This window comes from Herbiconiux daphne (assembly GCF_024979295.1).
GTDB lineage: Bacteria > Actinomycetota > Actinomycetes > Actinomycetales > Microbacteriaceae > Herbiconiux > Herbiconiux daphnes.
Genome location: NZ_JANLCJ010000001.1, coordinates 820,426 through 835,656 on the forward strand (window position 1 = coordinate 820,426; position 15,231 = coordinate 835,656).

Below are 15,231 nucleotides of genomic sequence, written 5' to 3' on the forward strand. Positions count from 1 at the left end.
CCGGCCGCCGCGGCCGGACCGCCGACCCTCGAAAGGCTGCCGCCGATGACCGCTCCTGTTCCCTCGGGCCCCCGCCCGGTGCGCGCCGCACGCGGCACAACCCTCACCGCGAAGAGCTGGCAGACCGAGGCGCCGTTGCGCATGCTGATGAACAACCTCGACCCCGAGGTCGCCGAGCGGCCCGACGACCTGGTCGTCTACGGCGGCACCGGCAAGGCCGCGCGCAGCTGGGAGGCCTACGACGCGATCGTGCGCACGCTCACCGGACTCGAGGCCGACGAGACCCTGCTCGTGCAGTCGGGCAAGCCGGTCGGGGTGTTCCGCACGCACGAGTGGGCGCCGCGGGTGCTCATCGCCAACTCGAACCTGGTCGGCGACTGGGCGACCTGGCCGGAGTTCCGGCGGCTCGAGGCCGCTGGGCTCACGATGTACGGGCAGATGACCGCCGGCAGCTGGATCTACATCGGCACCCAGGGCATTCTGCAGGGCACCTACGAGACCTTCGCGGCCATCGCCGACAAGTCGTTCGGGGGCAGCCTGGCCGGAACGCTCACCCTGACCGGCGGCGCCGGAGGCATGGGCGGCGCGCAGCCGCTGGCGGTGACGCTCAACGAGGGGGCGGTGATCGTGGTCGACGTCGACCCGGCGCGGCTCCGGCGACGGGTCGAGCACGGCTACCTCGACGAGGTGACCGACGACATCGACGTGGCGATCGAACGCGGGTTGCGGGCCAAGGCTGAGCGCCGGGCGGTGTCGATCGGGCTCGTGGGCAACGCGGCATCCGTGTTCCCCGAGCTGCTCGCGCGGGGGGTGGCGATCGACATCGTCACCGATCAGACGTCGGCGCACGATCCGCTGAGCTATCTGCCGCTCGGCGTGACGCTCGACGAGTGGCGGGGCGCGGCCGAGGCCGATCCCGAGGGCTTCACCGAGCGGTCGCGGGCGTCGATGGCGGCGCAGGTGCAGGCGATGGTGGGGTTTCAGGATGCCGGCGCCGAGGTGTTCGACTACGGCAACTCCATCCGGGCCGAGGCCGAGCTCGGCGGGTATGCGCGGGCGTTCGACTTTCCGGGGTTCGTGCCGGCCTACATCCGGCCGCTGTTCGCCGAGGGAAAGGGGCCTTTTCGGTGGGTGGCGCTCTCGGGCGACCCGGCCGACATCGCGGCGACCGATCGGGCGATCCTCGAGCTCTTCCCGCACGACGACAAGCTGCGGCGATGGATCACCGCCGCCGGCGAGAAGGTGCACTTCGAGGGTCTGCCGGCACGCATCTGCTGGCTCGGCTACCAGGAGCGTCACCTGGCGGGACTGAGGTTCAACGAGATGGTCGCGTCGGGCGAACTGAGCGCGCCGATCGTGATCGGCCGCGACCACCTCGACTCGGGGTCGGTCGCGTCGCCCTACCGTGAGACCGAGGGCATGGCCGACGGGTCGGATGCGATCGCCGACTGGCCGCTGCTGAACGCGCTGCTCAACACCGCGTCGGGGGCGACGTGGGTGTCGCTGCACCACGGTGGCGGCGTCGGCATAGGGCGGTCGATCCACGCGGGGCAGGTCGTGGTGGCCGACGGCACACCGCTGGCCGCCGAGAAGATCGAGCGGGTGCTCGTGAACGACCCGGGCACCGGCGTGATGCGGCACGTCGATGCGGGCTACCCGCGTGCGGTGCAGGTGGCGGAGGAGCGGGGGCTGCGGGTGCCGATGCAGGAGGGCGAGTGAGCGCCGCGCTGCTCGCGCACGGCGAGCTGGCCGGGCTGAACGAGATTCGCGACGTGGGGCGGGATGCGCGGCGCGGCGGGTATTCGCGGCACGTCTGGCAGCCAGCCGACCTCGAGCTGCGGGCGTGGTTCGTGGCGCGTGCCGGCGCGGCCGGCCTCGACGTCGAGACCGATCGGAACGGCAACCTGTGGGCGTGGTGGGGTGCCCCCGGACCGGACGCGGTCGTCACCGGCAGCCACCTCGACTCGGTGCCGGGCGGGGGAGCCTTCGACGGACCGCTGGGCGTGGTGTCGGCGCTGGAGGCGATCGGCCGGCTGCGGGCCTCGGGATTCCGGCCCTCGCGGCCGTGCGCGGTGGTGGTGTTCGCCGAGGAGGAGGGATCGCGGTTCGGGGTCGCGTGCCTCGGCTCGCGGTTGATGACCGGGCAGCTCGACGCCGACCGGGCGCGAGCGCTCGTCGACGCCGAGGGCGTCTCGTTGGCCGAGGCGGCGCGCGGTGCGGGGCTCGACCCGTCGGGCTTCGGTGTCGACCGCGAAGCCCTGGGGCGCATCGGGCTGTTCATCGAACTGCACGTGGAGCAGGGGCGGGGACTGATCGATCTGGGGCAGCCGCTCGCGCTCGCGTCGTCGATCCTCGCGCACGGTCGGTGGCGCCTGACCTTCCGCGGCGAGGGCAATCACGCGGGCGCGACGCCGATGCAGGGGCGCCGCGACCCGATGGCGGCGGCCGGGCGCGCGATCGTGGCGGTGGAGCGGGCGGCGCTCGCCGCGGGTGCGGGTGCGGGTGCGGGTGGCGGCGGTGCGGGTGCGGCGGCCGGCATGGGCGCGGGTGCGGGTGGCGGTGTCGGGGCGGAGCCCCGCGCAACGGTGGGGCGCATCGAGGTAGTGCCCGGCGGCACTAATGTGATCGCGTCGACGGTCACGGCCTGGCTGGATGCTCGGGCGACCACCGAAGACGAGGTGCGGCAGCTGGTGGCGCGCATCAGCGACGAGCTCGGCCTCGACGCCGGCGCCGACGAGGGCCACGACCTCCGTTCTCGGGGCGACGCTCGCCGGGACGCCGACCGGAATGCCGGCCGCGATGTGCGCCGCGTCGCATCGCACGTCGGCGCCGTCACGGCCGCCATCGCGGAAGAATCGTGGGCCGACGCGGTCACGTTCGATCGTGTGCTGAGCGGCGAGCTGTCGGCGGTGCTCGGCGGCGTGCCGGTGCTCGCGTCGGGAGCCGGCCACGACGCCGGAGTGCTCGCCCCGGTCGTGCCGAGCGCAATGCTGTTCGTGCGCAATCCGACCGGCATCTCGCACGCCGCCGACGAGTTCGCCGAGGCCGACGACTGCGTGGCCGGCGTCGAGGCGCTCGAGACGCTGCTGAGGTCGCTGCTGTGACCGGCGCGGGGGCGTTCTGGTGCGACACCGTCGTCACGGGCGGGGCGGATGCCGCCACCCACCGATCGGTGCGCATCGAGCACGACGCCGGCGGCACCATCACGGCGTTCGTTCCGGGGGCGGTGGCCGAGGCATCCGATGTCGTGCTGGGCACGGTGCTGCCGGGATTCGGCGACGCCCACTCGCACGCGTTCCATCGGGCGTTGCGCGGTCGCACCCACGACGAGGGCGGCGACTTCTGGCGTTGGCGCGAGCGCATGTACCGGGTTGCGGCCGCGCTCGACCCGGCGCTCTACCACCGGCTCGCGCGCGGAGTCTTCGTTGAGATGCTGGCGGCGGGCTACACCGCGGTCGGCGAGTTCCACTACGTGCACCACCGGCCCGACGGCCGCGGCTACGACGAGCCGCACGCGATGGAGCTCGCGCTCGTGCGGGCGGCGCGCGAGACCGGCATCCGGCTCACCCTGCTCGACACCTGCTACCTCGAGGGGGGCATCGGCCGGGCGCTCGAGCCCGGGCAACAGCGTTTCAGCGACGGATCGGCGGCCGCGTGGCTGGAGCGCTGGCACTCCCTGCGCGACGCGCTCGCGGCCGACGTGGCTGGGCCGCACGGCTCCGGGGGGCCCGGGACCGGCGAGACGACCGCGCCCGGCGCGACGACCGGCACCACCGCGCCCGCCACGGTCGCTCTCGGTGCCGCCATCCACTCGGTGCGGGCGGTGTCGCCGGGGGCGATCCGCGAGATCGTCGCCGGGTTGCTCCGCGACGTGCCCTTGCACATCCATCTCTCAGAACAGCGGCAGGAGAACGACGACTGCCTCGCCGCCTACGGCGTGACGCCCACCGCCCTGCTCGCCGAGGCGGGTGCGCTCAGCGCGCGAACCAGCCTGGTGCACGCCACGCACCTCACCGAGGCCGACCGCGCGCTGATCGCGGCATCCGGAGCCACCGTGGTGATGTGCCCGACCACCGAGGCCGACCTCGGCGATGGAATCGGGCCGGCGCGATCGCTCGCCGCAGCGGGCACCCCGATCGCGCTCGGATCCGACCAGAACGCCGTCATCGACCCCTTTCTCGAACTGCGCGCGCTCGAGAGCGGCGAGCGGCTGGCGTCGCAACGCCGCGGACGCTTCTCACCCGCCGCTCTGCTCGCGGCGGGCACGTCGGCGGGCTACGCCTCGCTCGGACTCGGTGGCGCCTCGCTGCGGGTCGGCGACCCGTGCGACCTGGTGGAGGTGGCGACGGACTCCGCGCGAACGGTCGGCTGCGACCCGGCCCAACTCGTGCTCGCCGCGACCGCCTCCGATGTGCGCCGGGTGATCGTGGGCGGGCACGTCGCGGTCGCCGACGGCCGGCTCGCCTCGGGGGTGCACCCGTCGAGCCTCCTCCACGGCGCCCTCGCCGAGCTCGACGCCCGCCTCCACCTCGCCGACCGCCCCCACCCCGATGCCCGCCCCCACCCCGATGCCAGCCCCCACCTCGATGCCCGCCCCCACCCGGGCGACCGCCCCCGACCCAACGACCACCTCCACCCCGACGACCGCCTCCACCCCGACGACCGCCTCCACCCCGACGACCGCCCCCACCCCGACGACCACCCCCGCCCCGCCGACGCGACCCCCACCCGAAGGGCCCCCACCGCATGACGACCGAGCTCATCACCGGCATCGCCGAACTCACCACCCAGCAGCACGAGCCCGGTGCCGGCGGACCGAACCGGCTGCGCGACGCCGCCCTGCTGATCGGCGACGACGGCCGCATCGCCTGGATCGGTCCCGCCCACCGCGCCCCCGCCGCCGACACGCGAACGGATGTCGCGGGGCGCGCCGTGCTTCCCGGCTGGGTCGACAGCCACACCCACCTGATCTTCGCGGGCGATCGCTCGGCCGAGTTCGAGTCGCGGCTCGCCGGGCGCCCGTATGCGGCGGGCGGCATCCAGACCACAGTCACCGCCACCCGCGCCGCCACCGCCGAGCAGCTCGAGGCCGGCGGACGGCGACTCCGTGCCGAGGCCGAGGTGCAGGGCACCACGTTCGTCGAGACCAAGACCGGCTACGGCCTCGACGTCGCCACCGAGCTGCGGTCGGCACGCGCGGCCGCCGGGGTCGCCGACCTCGTCAGCTACCTCGGCGCGCACGTCGTGCCCGTCGGGGTCGACCGTCGCGACTACCTCGACCTCGTCACCGGCCCGATGCTCGACGCCGTGCGCCCGTTCGTGCAGTTCGTCGACGTGTTCTGCGAGACCGGCGCCTTCGACGTCGACGAGAGCCGCGAGGTGCTCGCCGCCGGCCGCGCCGCCGGGCTGGGTCTGCGCGTGCACGGCAACCAGCTCGGCGAGAGCGGCGGCGTCGCCCTCGCCGTCGACCTGGGCGCGTCGAGCGTCGACCACTGCAACCACCTGTCGGCCGCCGACGTCGACGCTCTCGCCGCGAGCTCCACGGTGGCGACGCTGCTGCCGGCCTGCGACCTCTCCACCCGCCAGCCCTTCGCCCCGGCCCGCCGCCTGCTGGATGCCGGCGCCGCGATCGCCCTCGCCACGAACTGCAATCCGGGCAGCTCCTACACCACGTCGATGCCGTTCTGCATCGCCACCGCCGTGCTGCAGATGGGACTGACCGTCGAGGAGGCCGTCTGGGCGGCGACCCGCGGGGCCGCGCTCGCGCTCCGCGGCGGTGCGCGCACGGGTGACCGGCCCGATCCGGTGGCCGACGGGGTGGGGCAGGTGGTCGTCGGGGGTCGCGCCGATCTTCAGGTGCTCGACGCGCCATCCGTGGCCCACCTCGCCTACCGCCCGGGGGTTCCTCTCGTCAGCGCGGTCTGGCGCCACGGCGTGCGCCGCCGCCTATCGTCTTGACAGCCCGCCACCGCCATCCGGCGTGACACCCCCCCACCGCCAAGCGGCGTGACACCCCCCCGCCGCCCAGCGGCGTGACACCCGCCGCCGCCCAGCGGCACGACACCCCCCACCGCCATGCGGCGTAACACCCCGCCGCCACCACCCGCCGCCCCCTCGTAGACTCGACGCATGACCGCTTCGCCCCGCGTCTTCGTCATCCACGAGAACCCCGAGTGGCTGCCCCCGCTCGAGGCCGCGTTCGCCGCCGAAGGGGTGCCGCTCGAGCAGCTGCTGCTCACCGACGGCAGCATCGACCTCGCCGCGCGCCCAGCCCCCGGCGTCTACTGGTCGCGCATGAGCGCCTCGGCCCACACCCGCGGCAACACCCGCTCCAAGGACTACACCCGCGCCGTGCTCTCGTGGCTCGAGGCCTCGGGGGCACGCGTCGTGAACGGCCGCTCGGTGATCGACCTCGAAGTGAGCAAGGTGCAGCAGCACCTGGCCCTCACCCGCGCCGGCTTCGACGTGCCCCGCACGATCGCGGTCTTCGGCCGCGACGGCCTCGCCGCCCGCGCGCGCGAGTTCGGGTTGCCGTTCATCTCGAAGCACAACCAGGGCGGCAAGGGCCTCGGTGTGCGCCGGTTCGACAGCTACGAGCAGTTCGACGCCTACGTCGCCGGCCCCGACTTCGAAGAGCCGATCGACGGCATCACGCTGCTGCAGGAATACCTCGTGTCGGCCGAGCCGTTCATCACCCGCGCCGAGTTCGTGGGCGGCCGTTTCGTCTACGCGGTGCGGGTCGACACGTCGTCGGGCAGCTTCGAGCTCTGCCCGGCCGACGCGTGCGCGGTGCCCGGAGCCGACGGCACGATCACACCGATGTTCCAGGTGCGCGAGGGGTTCGGCTCCGATCCGCTCGTGGCCCGTTACGAAGGCTTCCTCGCCCAGAACGGCATCGAGATCGCCGGCATCGAGTTCATCGAGACCGCCGACGGCCGCCGCGTGACCTACGACATCAACACCAACACCAACTACAACCCCGACGTCGAGGCCTCGAGCCCCGTATCGGGCCCGCGCGAGATCGCGAAGTTCCTGGGCGGGTTGCTCGAGCAGGTTCCGGATGCCGCCCCGGCGCTCGCGGGCAGGAGCGCCTGATGGCCATGACGTTCGGCTACTGGACGCCGATTTTCGGCGGCTGGCTGCGCAATGTCGACGACGAAGAGACCCCCACCACCTTCGAGCACGTGAAGCAGATCGCCCAGACCGCCGAGCGCATCGGCTTCGACCTCACGCTCATCGCTGAGCTCAATCTCAACGACATCAAGGGGCAGCAGGCCCCCAGCCTCGACGCGTGGGAGCTCACCGCCGCCGTGGCCGCCGTCACCGAACGGCTCGAGATCATGACCGCCATCCGGCCCGGCTACCACCTGCCCGCCGTGGCGGCGAAACGTGCGGCCACGATCGACGACATCTCGGGCGGCCGGTTCTCGCTCAACGTGGTGTCGGCGTGGTGGGCCGAGGAGGCGCGGCAGTACGGCGGCATCTTCTCGGAGCACGACGACCGCTACCGCCGCAGCCTCGAGTTCGTCGAGATTCTCAAGGGGCTGTGGTCGACGACGCCCTACAGCTTCTCGGGCGAGTACTACACGGTCGAGAACACCTATCTCTCGCCCAAGCCCCAGGTGACGCCGACGATCTATGCCGGCGGCGAGAGCGAGGGCGGCAAGCAGGCGATCGCCCGCTTCGCCGATGCCTACGTCACCCACGGCGGCACGCCCGACGAGCTGCGGGCGAAGGTGCTCGATCTCACCACCCGGCGGGCGGCGGTCACCGACGTGCCGTTCTCGTCGTTCGGCATGGCCGCCTACGCCATCGTGCGCGACACCGAGCAGGAGGCCGAGGCCGAGCTCGAACGCATCACCGATGTGCGGGGCGGCGCGGCCTACGAGTCCTATCAAGACTTCGTGTCGAAGTCGCAGCTCGACACCGCGGTCGACCTGCGCGACTACTCGGTGTCGAACCGGGGGCTGCGGCCCGACCTCGTGGGCACTCCCGACCAGGTCGCGCGGCGCATCCGGGAGTTCTCCGATGCCGGGGTCGACCTGCTGCTGCTGCAGTTCTCACCGCATCTGCGCGAGATGCAGCGCTTCGCCGAGCAGGTCATCCCACGGGTGCGCGCGCTCGAGGCGGCCGAGCCGTCGAAGGCGGCTGTCAGCCCCGGCCGATAGCCTTCTGGCATGGCAGAAACCACCCCTGCCGCCTCGCTGATCGACGACGAGCTGCTGGCTCGCATCCGTTCGCGGGCGGCGACGCACGATCGCGACAACACGTTCCCCACCGACGACCTGAGCGAGCTCGCCGCCGTGGGCTACCTGCGCATGTTCACACCCGAGTCGCTCGGCGGCCTGGGCTTCGGCCTCGCACGGGTCGCCCGCGAGCAGACGAGGCTCGCGACGGCGGCCCCGGCCACCGCGCTGGCCATCAACATGCACCTGGTGTGGACGGGTGTGGCCAAGGTGCTGCTCGACCGCGGCGACGACTCGCTAGCGTGGGTGCTGACGGATGCCGCGAACGGCGAGATCTTCGCGTTCGGCAACAGCGAGGCCGGCAACGATCTCGTGCTGTTCGGCTCGAACACCGTCGCCGAGCCACTCGCCGACGGCGGCTACCGCTTCACGGGCCGCAAGATCTTCACGTCGCTGTCGCCGGTGTGGACCAGGCTCGGCGTGTTCGGCCGCGACGACACCGATCCCGAGGCGCCGCTGCTCGTGCACGCCTTCCTCGACCGCGAGGCCGAGGGCGTCACCACCATCGCCGACTGGAACACCCTCGCGATGCGGGCGAGCCAGAGCAACACCACCGTGCTGGAGGGCGCGGTGGCGCCGGCATCCCGGGTCTTCCGACGCCTGCCCGCGGGGCCGAGCGCCGACCCGCTGATCTTCGGCATCTTCGCGAACTTCGAGATCCTGCTGGCGGCGGTCTACACCGGCATCAGCCAGCGCGCGATCGAGCTCGCCGTCGAGGCGGCGCACCGCCGCACCTCGATGAAGGCTGGCGGGCGGCCCTATGCGCACGACCCCGACATCCGCTGGAAGGTGGCCGAGGCGGGCATCGCCCACGACGGCATCCTGCCGCAGATCGAGGCGCTCGCCGGCGACGTCGACGCCCTCGTGCAGCACGGGCCGGCCTGGTTCCCGAAACTCGTCGGGCTCAAGGTGCGCGCCACCGAGAGCGCCCGCTTCGTGGTCGACCAGGCGCTGCGGGTGTCGGGCGGCTCGGCGCTCTACGCCTCGAGCGAGCTCGGGCGGCTCTACCGCGATGTGGTAGCCGGCATCTTCCATCCCTCCGACGGCGAATCGGCGCACTCCACTGTGGCCAACGCGCTGCTCGGGCCGATTCCCGAGTGAATCGCCCGGGGCCCACGGCGGGGGCGAGAGGGCGCCGACCACGGCTGCGCGCCCGGGCACGGCTCGTGCTGGGTGCGGTGATCGTGGTCGTCGCCGCGACGACGGCGGGGTGCACGAGCAGCTGGGCGGGTGGGCCGAACGGCCTGACCGCCGGCGGATCGGCGCCTGCGTCGGCATCCGGCACCGCCCCCGGCGGCGACCAGGCAGACGACGCGGCCGGGCGCACCCGAGGGGCTTACCCGGTGCTGTCGCCCGAGGCGCGCAACCGTCTCTACGCGAAGGTGCGGCTCGACACCATGACCCTCGAGCAGAAGGTCGCATCGCTGTTCATGGTGCACGTGCCCGGCGCCGACGCCGCCGCGCTGCAGGGCTACCTCGCCGCCTATCATCCGGGCGGTCTGCTGCTGCTCGGCGACAACGTGCCCGGTTCGGCCGAGCAGGCCGAGGCGCTCACGTCGGCGCTGCACGAGAGCGACGGCCTGGGCACGCTCGTGGCGATCGACGAAGAGGGCGGAGTGGTCGCCCGGCTGCAGGCCGACACCTTCGCCTCGGCCGAGACGCTCAAGCACGAGCCGGCATCCGCCACCGCCGACGCCTTCGCCCAGCGAGCCGACCTGCTGAAAGCGACCGGCATGACGGTCAACTTCGGCATCGTGGCCGACGTCACCGACGACCCGTCGTCGTTCATCTTCGAGCGTGCGCTCGGCACGGATGCCGCGTCGTCGAGCGACCGCGTGGCCGCCGCGGTCGGCGCCGAGTCGGGTAAGGTGCTGAGCACGCTCAAGCACTTCCCCGGCCACGGCGCCGCGCCGGGCGACTCGCACAGTTCATTGCCGTCGACCGATCTGCCGGTCGATCAGTGGCTGACGGATGACGCGCCGCCGTTCGCGGCGGGCATCGATGCCGGGGCGCCGCTCGTGATGTTCGGGCACCTGGTGTATTCCTCCGTCGACGCCGCGCCGGCCTCGCTGTCGGCGCCGTGGCACCGGGTGCTGCGCGACCAGCTCGGTTTCGACGGGGTCGCCGTGACCGACGACATGCTCATGCTCGAGAACTCTGGCGTGCCGGCCTACGCCGACCGCACCGCGAACGCCGTCGCCGCGATCAACGCCGGCAACGACCTGCTGCTCTACAACACCGCCATCGACCTGCCCGCCATGACGGCGTCGGTCGTCGCGGCCGTGCAGGCCGGCACGATCGCGCCGGAGACCATCAACGACGCGGCACTGCGCGTGCTCGAGTTGCGTCGCGACCTCTACGCGATGGACTGAGCGGGGCGCCGCGTTGTGCGGGGCGCCGGGCTGCCCGGGTCGCCAAGCGCGGCTCGCGCGATCAGGCCGTGGGCGGTGCCGGCGGGGTGGGCGGAGTGGGCGTCTTCTTGCGGTGCGTGAGCACCACGATGAGCACGATCACCGCCGCGATCACGGCGAGCGGCAGCAGCCACGGAATGAGCACCCCGACCACCACCACGAAGCCCGACAGCGCCGCCGTGAGCGACGCCCAGCCGGTGGCCAGGCCGCTCCAGAAGTCGCCCGGAACGTTCGAGGGCAGCGCGCCCTTCTGCTGCAGGTCGAGGGTGATGGTGGAGTAGTCGATCTGATCGGCGAGGTACTGCTTCTGCGAGGTCAGGCTGTCGAGTTGCCCCTGGCGGTCGCTGAGGGCGGTCTCGAGCTCGATCAGGTCGGCGGTCGTGGCGGCGTCGTCGACGAGCGCGAGCAGCCGGTCGACGGATGCCTGCAGCGCCGCGATCTGCGCGTCGAGGTCGCGCACCTGCAGGGTGACGTCGCTCGAACTCAGCTGCACCGACTCGACGGTGCCCAGCTCTTTCAGCCCGTCGACGGCGGCGTCGACGTCGTCGGCCGGCACCCGGATGGTGAGCTGCGCGCTGGCGCGCTGATTGTCGCTGCCGGCCTGCTGGCTGCGCGAGTCGATGCGACCGTCGAGCGACTCGACCAGGTCGATGGCGGCATCCGTGGCGGCGGTGGGGTCGTCGACGGTGACGGTGATCCAGCCCGTGGTGATGACGCTCTGGTCGGCGGCGATCGAGCCGTCGGCGGCCACGCCGCCCTCGGTGGTCGATCCGTCGGAACGGGTGCCCTGGTCGGGCGCCGTCATCTCCGACGGCTGCGACGGAGCCGACGACGACCCGCTCGAGGCCGAGCACCCGGCGAGCACGAGAGCAGCGGCCACGGCCGCGGAAGCGAGGAATAGTCGTCTCATGAGGCTCACCCTAGAGAAGCTTCTCTGAGACCTGGCTGGGGCCGGGCGGATGGTTATCCGGTCGTTATCGCGGCCGGGCCTGGGAGGAAGCTGGAACCCGCGGGCGAGGGTGCGAGCCGCGCTCTACGGTGGGAGTGACGATCACAGAACGAAGGAGGACGTCATGGGATTCATCGACGATGCTAAAGACGCCGCGGCAGCCACCGGCAAGAAGATCGGCGAAGCCGTCGACGACGCCAAGGAGCGCGTGAGCGACAAGGCCGATGAGGTCAAGGCCGACGCCGAGGTGAAGCGCGCCGAGAGCGACGTGAAGCGCGCCGAGGCTGAGCGCGACGCCACCCAGGCCAAGAACGACTACAAAGAGAAACTCCGCGACTGACGACCCGTCGTCGCCGACCAGCGCATTTGCCGACCGGCGGATGCCGCGATCAGGGCGGTCGCGTAGGGTCGAGAGCATGCTCGAACGCACCCTCGGCCGCACCGGCCGCCCTGTATCCATCGTCGGCCTCGGAACCTGGCAGCTCGGCGCCGACTGGGGTGACGTCGACGAGACGGCCGCGCTCGACGTGCTCAGCGCATCCGTCGACGCCGGCGTCACGTTCTTCGACACCGCCGACGTCTATGGCGACGGCCGCAGCGAACAGCTGATCGGCCGCTTCCTGCGCGAACACCCGGGCTCGGGCGTCACGGTGGCCACGAAGATGGGCCGGCGCGGCCCTCAGGAGCCGGGGGAGTTCACCCTCGACAACTTCCGCGCCTGGACCGACCGCTCCCGGCGCAACCTCGGGGTCGAGGTGCTCGACCTGGTGCAGTTGCACTGCCCGCCCACGCCCGTGTTCTCGAGCGACGCCGTCTACGACGCGCTCGACACGCTCGTCGACGACGGGGCGATCGCGAACTACGGCGTCAGTGTCGAGACCGCCGATGAGGCCCTCGCCGCCATAGCTCGGCCGGGCACGGCGAGCGTGCAGATCATCCTCAACGCGTTCCGCCTGAAGCCGCTTGACGCCGTGCTGCCGGCCGCCCGCGACGCCGGGGTCGGCATCATCGCCCGCGTGCCGCTCGCGTCAGGGCTACTCAGCGGCAAATACACCGTCGACACTGAATTCGCGGCCGACGACCATCGCTCCTACAACCGCGACGGCAGCGCGTTCGACGTGGGCGAGACGTTCTAGGGAGTCGACTTCGAGCAGGGTGTGGCGGCTGCGCGCGAGTTCGCGGCCCTCGTGCCCGAGGGCGTCACTCCGGCCGCGGCGGCGATCGCCTGGGTCGCGGCGCAGCCCGGGGTCAGCTCCGTCATCCCTGGCGCGCGTAATCGCGCCCAGGCCGAGGGCAACGCGGCCGCCGGCTCGGTCGAGCTGCCGCCGACGTTCGACGCGGGTGCGCACGAGATCTACGACCGGTACTTTCGCGCGGCCGTGCACGGGCGCTGGTAGCGACCGAGCGCACGAACGGGGGAGCAGCCGGCGCCCGGCGCCCGGCCCCTGGCGGTCGACCGCTCGCTAGTTGCGGTCGTCGGGGTCGACGCCGGTGCGCTCGCCCGATTCGAGTGACGCGATCACCGCGAGGTCATCGGCGTCGAGCTCGAAGTCGAACACGTCGATGTTCTGCTCGATGCGCTCGGGCGTGACCGATTTCGGAATCACCGCGTTGCCGCGCTGCACGTGCCAGCGCAGCACGACCTGAGCCGGGCTCGTGCCGTGCTTCGCGGCGAGGGCGGCGAGCGGCCCGCTGTCGAGCACGTGCCCGCGGGCGAGCGGCGACCAGTCCTGCGTGAGGATGCCGTGCGAGCGATCGAACACGGTGAGCTCGGTCTGCGGCAGCCACGGATGCAGCTCCACCTGGTTCACCGCCGGCAAGACGTCGGTCTCGCCGAGCAGCCGCTCGAGATGCTTCGCGTGGAAGTTCGCCACGCCGATCGAGCGCGCCCGGCCCTCGTCGCGCAGCCGCTCGAGAGCGCGCCAGGTGTCGACGTACTTGTCGTTGCGCGGCGCCGGCCAGTGGATCATGTAGAGATCGACGTAGTCGAACCCCAGCCGGTCGAGGCTCTCGTCGAACGACCGCAGGGTCGATTCGTAGCCGTTGTCGGTGAACCACACCTTCGTGGTGACGAACACCTCGTCTCGCGCGAGACCGCTGGCGCGGACGCCGTCGCCCACGCCACGCTCGTTGAGATACATCGCCGCCGTGTCGACCAGTCGGTAGCCGTGCTGCAACGCGAACGACACGGCGTGCGTGGCTTCGGCATCCGTGGTCTTGTAGACGCCGAGTCCGAGTTGCGGCATGGTGTGGCCGTCGTTGAGCGTGATGGTGGGGGAAAGGGCATCGAGCACCCGCCCATTATGCCGCGGGGGGCGTCAGCTCGTGATGGCCTGCACCGGCTCGGTGTCGGGCAGCGGGCTGGCGTCGCGACCGCGGAGGTCGGGGTGGAACCGTTTGCCGAGCAGCGGCACGAGGAATCCGAGCAGTGCGAGCGCGGCCGCCACCACGAAGGCGCCGATGGGGCCCACGCCGTCGATGAGGAACCCCGCGAGGGCGGAGCCGACCGCGGCGCCGATGAGCTGGCCGGTGCCGACCCAGCCGTAGGCCTCGGCCGTGTCGCTGAAGCGCACGCTCGACGACACGATGGCGAACATCACCGCGAGGGCGGGAGCGATGCCGATTCCGGCGACGAAGAGGGTGATGGCGAGCCACCACACGTTGAGCCACGCGGCGGCGATCGCGGTTCCGACGAACACGATCGCCATGCGGCGGGCCAGCGCCCACGGGCCGATCGGCTTGTGGCCGAGCGAGAGACCGCCCACGAGCGAACCGACGGCGAACACGGCGAGCACGAGTCCGGCCTCGAAGCCGCCCTCGCCGAACGTCGCGACGACGCCGGCCTCGATGGCCGCGCAGGTGGCGACGAGCAAGAACCCGACGATCGTGGCGAGCAGCACGGCGGGCTTCTTGAGCACGGCGCCGAGCTTGCGCTTCGAGCGCGGGATGCGCACGCGGCCGAGCTCGGGGCTCGTGAGGAACCAGATGCCGCCGCCCACCAGGAACGCCACGGCGAGCAGGATGCCCTGCACCGTGCCGATCTGGATCGACACGAACGTGGTGATGACCGGCCCCAGCACCCAGATGATCTCTTGCGCCGAGGCGTCGAGCGAGAACAGCGGGGTGAGCTGCTTCGAGTTCACCATCTTGGGGTAGATGGTTCGCACGGCCGGCTGGATGGGCGGCATCGTGAGCCCGGCGACGAAGGCGACCCCCATCGCGGCAGGGATGGTGAGCGGCAGCAGGGCGATGGCCGAGATGGCGAGCGCGCAGATGATCATGGTGAGCAGGATGACGCGGCGCATGCCCCACACGCCCATCAGCCGGCTCGTCAGGGGCCCGGCGATGGCCTGCCCGATGCTGAGCGCCGCGAGCACGAGGCCGGCGACGCCGTAGGAGTCGTAGGTGTGCTCGATGTGCAGCAGGAACGCGAGCGACAGCATCCCGAACGGAAAACGGGCGGTCAGCTGAGCAGCGATGATGCGGGCGACCCCGCGGGTCTTCAGAAGGCTCGTGTAGCTGCTCACTCAAAGATGGTAGCGGGTCTGCCCACCTGCCCTGCTCCCGCCCCCGATCGCCGAGTTGCGCCAAAGTGCCCATCCCCGCGTGCGGGAAGGGCACTTTG

General features: G+C 72.2%; 12 protein-coding genes and 1 pseudogene. 10 read left to right on the plus strand and 3 right to left on the minus strand.

Annotated features, from left to right (window positions below; all coding sequences use genetic code 11):
• The first annotated feature begins 45 nt into the window (after positions 1 to 45).
• The 8 genes from hutU (at position 46) to N1032_RS04245 (ending at position 10,618) form a co-directional block, all read left to right on the plus strand.
• Complete coding sequence (hutU, locus tag N1032_RS04210; RefSeq protein WP_259537638.1) at positions 46 to 1,719, plus strand: urocanate hydratase; 1,674 nt, start codon at positions 46 to 48, stop codon at positions 1,717 to 1,719.
• The gene (locus N1032_RS04215) at positions 1,716 to 3,104 is read left to right on the plus strand and encodes an allantoate amidohydrolase (RefSeq protein ID WP_259537654.1); all 1,389 of its coding nucleotides are present in this window, start codon (positions 1,716 to 1,718) and stop codon (positions 3,102 to 3,104) included. Before hutU ends, N1032_RS04215 begins: the two co-directional genes overlap by 4 nt.
• Positions 3,101 to 4,750 carry a formimidoylglutamate deiminase gene (locus N1032_RS04220; protein ID WP_259537656.1) on the plus strand — a complete coding sequence of 550 codons (1,650 nt, stop codon included), beginning with the start codon at positions 3,101 to 3,103 and terminating at the stop codon, positions 4,748 to 4,750. Before N1032_RS04215 ends, N1032_RS04220 begins: the two co-directional genes overlap by 4 nt.
• On the plus strand, positions 4,747 to 5,958 hold the full coding sequence (hutI, locus tag N1032_RS04225; protein WP_259537658.1) for an imidazolonepropionase: 1,212 nt from the start codon (positions 4,747 to 4,749) through the stop codon (positions 5,956 to 5,958). The genes N1032_RS04220 and hutI overlap by 4 nt, the downstream gene beginning before the upstream one ends.
• Before the next feature lie 171 nt (positions 5,959 to 6,129).
• Positions 6,130 to 7,095: an ATP-grasp domain-containing protein gene (locus N1032_RS04230; RefSeq protein ID WP_259537660.1), complete on the plus strand. Its 966-nt coding sequence runs from the start codon at positions 6,130 to 6,132 to the stop codon at positions 7,093 to 7,095.
• A complete protein-coding gene (locus N1032_RS04235; RefSeq protein ID WP_259537662.1) occupies positions 7,095 to 8,168 on the plus strand; it encodes an LLM class flavin-dependent oxidoreductase in 1,074 nt (357 codons plus the stop codon). Before N1032_RS04230 ends, N1032_RS04235 begins: the two co-directional genes overlap by 1 nt.
• Positions 8,169 to 8,177: 9 nt before the next feature.
• Positions 8,178 to 9,347, plus strand: coding sequence for an acyl-CoA dehydrogenase family protein (locus N1032_RS04240; protein ID WP_259537664.1), 1,170 nt, complete (start codon positions 8,178 to 8,180; stop codon positions 9,345 to 9,347).
• Positions 9,344 to 10,618: a glycoside hydrolase family 3 N-terminal domain-containing protein gene (locus N1032_RS04245; RefSeq protein WP_259537666.1), complete on the plus strand. Its 1,275-nt coding sequence runs from the start codon at positions 9,344 to 9,346 to the stop codon at positions 10,616 to 10,618. Before N1032_RS04240 ends, N1032_RS04245 begins: the two co-directional genes overlap by 4 nt.
• A gap of 61 nt (positions 10,619 to 10,679) precedes the next feature.
• Here the strand turns inward: N1032_RS04245 and N1032_RS04250 are convergent, their stop codons facing one another.
• Positions 10,680 to 11,567, minus strand: a complete 888-nt coding sequence (locus tag N1032_RS04250; protein WP_259537668.1) for a DUF4349 domain-containing protein — start codon at positions 11,565 to 11,567, stop codon at positions 10,680 to 10,682.
• Between the two features lie 163 nt (positions 11,568 to 11,730).
• Between N1032_RS04250 and N1032_RS04255 the strand changes: the two genes are divergently transcribed.
• Both N1032_RS04255 and N1032_RS04260 read left to right on the plus strand, forming a co-directional pair.
• On the plus strand, positions 11,731 to 11,946 hold the full coding sequence (locus N1032_RS04255; RefSeq protein ID WP_259537670.1) for a hypothetical protein: 216 nt from the start codon (positions 11,731 to 11,733) through the stop codon (positions 11,944 to 11,946).
• A gap of 76 nt (positions 11,947 to 12,022) precedes the next feature.
• Positions 12,023 to 13,003 (plus strand): annotated as a pseudogene (locus N1032_RS04260) (aldo/keto reductase).
• A gap of 66 nt (positions 13,004 to 13,069) precedes the next feature.
• Here N1032_RS04260 and N1032_RS04265 read toward each other — a convergent pair.
• Entirely contained in the window at positions 13,070 to 13,852 is a 783-nt protein-coding gene (locus N1032_RS04265; RefSeq protein ID WP_310795924.1) for an aldo/keto reductase, read from the minus strand.
• 72 nt (positions 13,853 to 13,924) lie between these two features.
• Positions 13,925 to 15,133 carry an MFS transporter gene (locus tag N1032_RS04270; protein ID WP_259537675.1) on the minus strand — a complete coding sequence of 403 codons (1,209 nt, stop codon included), beginning with the start codon at positions 15,131 to 15,133 and terminating at the stop codon, positions 13,925 to 13,927.
• Positions 15,134 to 15,231: the final 98 nt, after the last annotated feature.

Excerpts from the sequence above, each read along its gene's own strand:
- N1032_RS04235 (WP_259537662.1), top strand. The coding sequence starts at position 7,095 with ATGGCCATGACGTTCGGCTACTGGACGCCGATTTTCGGCGGCTGGCTG.
- hutU (WP_259537638.1), top strand. The coding sequence starts at position 46 with ATGACCGCTCCTGTTCCCTCGGGCCCCCGCCCGGTGCGCGCCGCACGC.
- N1032_RS04265 (WP_310795924.1), bottom strand. The coding sequence starts at position 13,852 with ATGCCGCAACTCGGACTCGGCGTCTACAAGACCACGGATGCCGAAGCC.
- N1032_RS04240 (WP_259537664.1), top strand. The coding sequence starts at position 8,178 with ATGGCAGAAACCACCCCTGCCGCCTCGCTGATCGACGACGAGCTGCTG.
- hutI (WP_259537658.1), top strand. The coding sequence starts at position 4,747 with ATGACGACCGAGCTCATCACCGGCATCGCCGAACTCACCACCCAGCAG.
- N1032_RS04230 (WP_259537660.1), top strand. The coding sequence starts at position 6,130 with ATGACCGCTTCGCCCCGCGTCTTCGTCATCCACGAGAACCCCGAGTGG.
- N1032_RS04250 (WP_259537668.1), bottom strand. The coding sequence starts at position 11,567 with ATGAGACGACTATTCCTCGCTTCCGCGGCCGTGGCCGCTGCTCTCGTG.
- N1032_RS04255 (WP_259537670.1), top strand. The coding sequence starts at position 11,731 with ATGGGATTCATCGACGATGCTAAAGACGCCGCGGCAGCCACCGGCAAG.